Annotated in this window: 4 protein-coding genes; 3 read left to right on the top strand and 1 reads right to left on the bottom strand. The window is 49.4% G+C overall.

The genetic code is table 11. The annotated features are described in order from the left end of the window. Window positions 1–374 precede the first annotated feature (374 nt). Window positions 375–683: a hypothetical protein gene (locus AC5I6P_RS06500; protein ID WP_495692934.1), complete on the top strand. Its 309-nt coding sequence runs from the start codon at window positions 375–377 to the stop codon at window positions 681–683. Here the strand turns inward: AC5I6P_RS06500 and AC5I6P_RS06495 are convergent. Beyond that, a complete protein-coding gene (locus AC5I6P_RS06495) occupies window positions 637–1,044 on the bottom strand; it encodes a helix-turn-helix domain-containing protein (RefSeq protein WP_495692933.1) in 408 nt (135 codons plus the stop codon). The two genes, AC5I6P_RS06500 and AC5I6P_RS06495, sit on opposite strands and share 47 nt — an antisense overlap. A gap of 121 nt (window positions 1,045–1,165) precedes the next feature. Between AC5I6P_RS06495 and AC5I6P_RS06490 the strand changes: the two genes are divergently transcribed. Together AC5I6P_RS06490 and AC5I6P_RS06485 are read left to right on the top strand one after the other, a co-directional pair. Then, window positions 1,166–1,357: a hypothetical protein gene (locus AC5I6P_RS06490; RefSeq protein ID WP_495692932.1), complete on the top strand. Its 192-nt coding sequence runs from the start codon at window positions 1,166–1,168 to the stop codon at window positions 1,355–1,357. 425 nt (window positions 1,358–1,782) lie between these two features. Further along, on the top strand, window positions 1,783–2,184 hold the full coding sequence (locus AC5I6P_RS06485; protein WP_495692931.1) for a hypothetical protein: 402 nt from the start codon (window positions 1,783–1,785) through the stop codon (window positions 2,182–2,184). Window positions 2,185–2,233 lie beyond the last annotated feature (49 nt).

The following is a 2,233-nucleotide window of genomic DNA, read 5'->3' as shown; positions in this document are numbered from 1 at the left end:
CGGCTGATGCGGCGATCGATCGGCTGAAGGACGAGGCAAAAGAACGGCTCCGGTCAGTGGCAACCCAACCGCGAACCATGCCCCAAGCCCAAAAACCACCCGCCGCAGCAAAGAAAAAGGCAACCGCACGAAAGCCAGCCGCCAAGAAAACGGTTGCCACGACCTAATATCTCCCTCCTTGCAAAATCCAATCTTGAAAGCGGTTCCTTTTTGGAGCCGCTTTTTTGTTGCCTCACACAAACGGGTGAGGAAGATCCCTGGTATTTATTGCTGTCAGTACTAAAGTCTTTCGGACGGACGAGGCAGCAAGCCTTATGGCAGGATCAAAAATACTATGGGTGCCTGATAAAGTCGTCACATGCTTTTACTGAAAAATGGAAGTTTCATCCACTTATCTTGGCTGGACTATTGACTGCTACCCAAAATTCGATCGATGGGGATTTAGAATTACCCATCCTGAGACGGCACAACGCCTCACTGACGAGAAAGATTATCTCCAGATAGAAGAAGCTCTAGAAGCGGCAAAACGCTTTATTGAAGCTCGCCAAGCGCGGGATGAAGTCAGCAGGCGGCTGAGTGTTCTTCACGACACGCAGCGAATCAACAGACGAGAATATAACGAACTGCTGCGATTGATCAATCAGATTGCTTGCCTTCCTCTTTCTGATGCCGTTCAGCCATGAGCCGGTCGAGGACAACTTGAGCGACGATCGTAAAGTCCTGGGACGTGAGCAGCCGAATATCGCGGCATAGCTCATCGGTCGATCGCTTTGGCTTAGCGACGGACAAGCCCAGTTGAGCGTCTAGTTCATCGACTCCGACCCCTAAAACCGTCGCTAGTTTTTCGCGGTTCTCTTTGGTTGGGAGGGTAATACCATCCATGTAGTCTTGAATCGACGATGGATGAATCCCGCTTCGTCTGGCTAACTCGCGTTCAGTCCACTCGTTTTTTAAGATGAGCGATCGCAAAATTTCTGCGAGTTTTTGTGCCTGCCGCAGTCGAGCCATGTCATGACCTGAAACACCCTCAGCAGAGTACGTCATATGTGATCGTGGAGGCTCAGCCGATTTGTCGGAGGTACGTTATTTAAAGTGTTGGGGGTAGAGCAATCTTTTTGGCGGTACTTCCGGCATAATGGACTTGTTAAATGACAACCTTAAATCTATGGCTCAAGCATTAGCATGTCGGGAGATCAAAAAGAAAGCGCTCGAGTTGTACACCCAGCAAGGTTTGAGTGTTCGCGAAATTCTGGTGCAGGTGGAAGGCAAAACAAGCCAAGAGACGGTCTACCGCTGGATCAGAGAGTGGAAAGCGGAGCAGCAACAAAACGCCCAAACATCAAAAGAGGTTGCTTAGCTACCAACTAAACAACCTCTCAAATTTCGATTCAACTGCAAATTTCCGAAACCAGAAATTGATTAGTGTCCAGCTAAGCAATTTCAAAACATTCAAGGACTAAAAGCGAAGACTTTTGTAAAGCAATGGCTTTACAAGGGCTTAACGCCAGAGGTCTGAATATTCTTCGCAAACTGTCTCAGATCGAAGCAGGCAACGGCTTTCTTATCTGACCAGTATATCAGCTTTGCCCCCAAGATGCTTCCGTGATGCAGAAAAGCACCGAAACGCAATTCGTGACATTACGGAGATACGTACCAAAACCAAAATTTTTTTTGCAGACATCAACTGCAAGCCGCCCACTGAGCGAGTCCTGGGCTTCACACTCCCTTCATACAAGTTTCACTTTTCATCAATCCGATGTGCCCATCTATTCCTCAAACCTTATGAAATCTCTTGAACCTGACTTTCCCGAAAAGAACTGGACTGACCTACTCCCCTACGAGGTCAAAGGCTCCAACAAATCAGAACTCGTTTGCGCTGCCACTTCACCCGATGACGCGATCGACCAGTTCATGAACGCCTTCCCCGACGAAGAGTTTTATTCGATTAGCGCAGAGCGCAACTCCGTAGGAACCGAGTGCCGTCAACCGGAAAAAGAATGGCAAAGATTCCGGTGTGGGCAGTGGGTAGCACTGGGAGATGAGCGGGTGATGGTGCTCAGGTCGCGGCTGATCGAAGACCGAAGTGGAGCGATCGAGCGCCACTACGAAACCTCGCTAGGACAGGGCGAGTGGATTCCAGAGTCAGAAATTCGCACCCAAACAATGGAGGCTCTAGCCGCATGATTGTTCTTCCATCGTTTACCCCACAGCCGCGTAACGCAGGCGCGATTCT

The sequence above is a fragment of the Myxacorys sp. genome, assembly GCF_059501405.1.
This window is presented reverse-complemented; position numbering and strand designations above follow the sequence as displayed.